This window comes from Massilia sp. DJPM01 (genome assembly GCF_030348125.1).
Classification (GTDB): Bacteria; Pseudomonadota; Gammaproteobacteria; order Burkholderiales; family Burkholderiaceae_D; genus Telluria_A; species Telluria_A frigida.
The window spans coordinates 1-1,509 of the sequence record NZ_JAQOZV010000165.1 but is presented as its reverse complement, the minus strand read 5'-3'; the positions used below and the strand labels follow the sequence as shown (position 1 = coordinate 1,509).

The following is a 1,509-nucleotide window of genomic DNA, read 5'->3' as shown; positions in this document are numbered from 1 at the left end:
TGACAAGCTCTCGAATGCTTCCAGCTTGTTGACGAGCAACTGACCAGAAGGGGCGTCCTGGTTTGGAAATGACAAGCGCAATAGGCGATTGTGCTGACGGTCTCCAATGAGATCACGTAAGACGGTCAAAGCTCTACTCATGCTTTATTCCAATATCACAAGTTAACGGGGGAGGGCTTAAACCGGCCATTTGTTCTATCAGCGACGGCATCGGCAGATATCTATTTTACCACAGTTGGCAGTAATGCAATATAAAAATGCAATGTTTGTTGCTTTTACAGAGTTGAAAATTGCATGGATTTTTACTCCGCAGGGGAGAATAGGGGAAACATAGAAAACGGCCAAAAATATTCCGCTAAGCGGATGCCGGTGGCCACTGCTGCGCCGTGTGCTTTACGCGCAGGATGTCGACCTTCTTGGCCAGCACGCGGTAAATCACGATATAGCTTTCGTGGGCCACCAGCTCGTGGGTGCCGCGCTTGCGGCCGGCGCGGCCGAGGTTCGGATGGGCAGCGAGGGGCGTCACCTTGCCCTCGATGAGGTCAAGCACTTTTTCCGCACTGGCAGGGCTGTCCCTGGCGATATGCTGGCCGATTTTGATGAGGTCATTGATCGCTTGTTTTTTCCAGTGGATGAGGTGCACGCGCTCTCCTTACGCCAGTTTTATTGCTGCGCGCACCTGGCGCATCGCTTCGTCGTGCGGGATGGTTGGGCTGGTGTCGTCAAGCGCTTCCTGAACCTCGGCCTTGAGCCATTTTGTATAGGCGGCCGCGGCGTGCGCCTCCTTCATCGCGGCGGCGCGATCGGGGCGCTTGGTGGCGGTGATGCTGCGGGGGTCGTAGTTCACGGCATCGACGTCGAAGCGTGCGATGCCGATGCCTTTCAGGTATTCCACGAGCGTTTCCAGCTTGCGGAAGATCCGGACCTGCTGGCTGCGCTGGGCCGCCAGGGCACGCTCGGTCATGCCGTATTTAACTAGAATGCCCCAGCCGCCGGCCTGGCCGACCGCGTGGGCGCTGCGCACAACGCCGGCCTCGGCCAGCTTGATGAGGGTGGTGTGGTCGATGGTGTCGGTGGTCATGCATTTCTCCCAGGTTTTGCGAAACATCCAATCATTGAATTATCCGCAAATTATAGAAGATTGCAAGCTGAGAGATTGATGGCCGCGCCGTAAACTGGACATAACGCTGCTTGCGCGAACATGCGGCACACAGCGCAACGGCACGCTCCACCGGGGAAGCGGTCTTGGCGGATTATTTTTCCTGAATTCTGTGTTTTCCCTATATGCATTGCCGAAGCCACGATATGGATATACAAATGGTCTCCTGGTCGACAAGCCCATATTCTACTGTATATAAACACAGTTCACGGCCGCGTTGACCGTGATTTCGTCTTCCTCCATCGCGAAGACTTGCATCCAGATCTTTGACGTGCCTTCCAGCGAGCTACGAATGGCTCCATGATCCCACGAGTCCCAACGGTGACGCACCGAGGGGCTGATGACCGAGA

2 protein-coding genes are annotated in these 1,509 nt (G+C 55.5%); both read right to left on the bottom strand.

Annotation, left to right across the window (positions count from 1 at the left end; genetic code table 11):
• Positions 1-355 precede the first annotated feature (355 nt).
• Positions 356-643 carry a type II toxin-antitoxin system RelE/ParE family toxin gene (locus tag PO883_RS34390; RefSeq protein ID WP_289313791.1) on the bottom strand — a complete coding sequence of 96 codons (288 nt, stop codon included), beginning with the start codon at positions 641-643 and terminating at the stop codon, positions 356-358.
• Between the two features lie 9 nt (positions 644-652).
• A complete protein-coding gene (locus tag PO883_RS34385; protein WP_267692887.1) occupies positions 653-1,081 on the bottom strand; it encodes a hypothetical protein in 429 nt (142 codons plus the stop codon).
• Positions 1,082-1,509 lie beyond the last annotated feature (428 nt).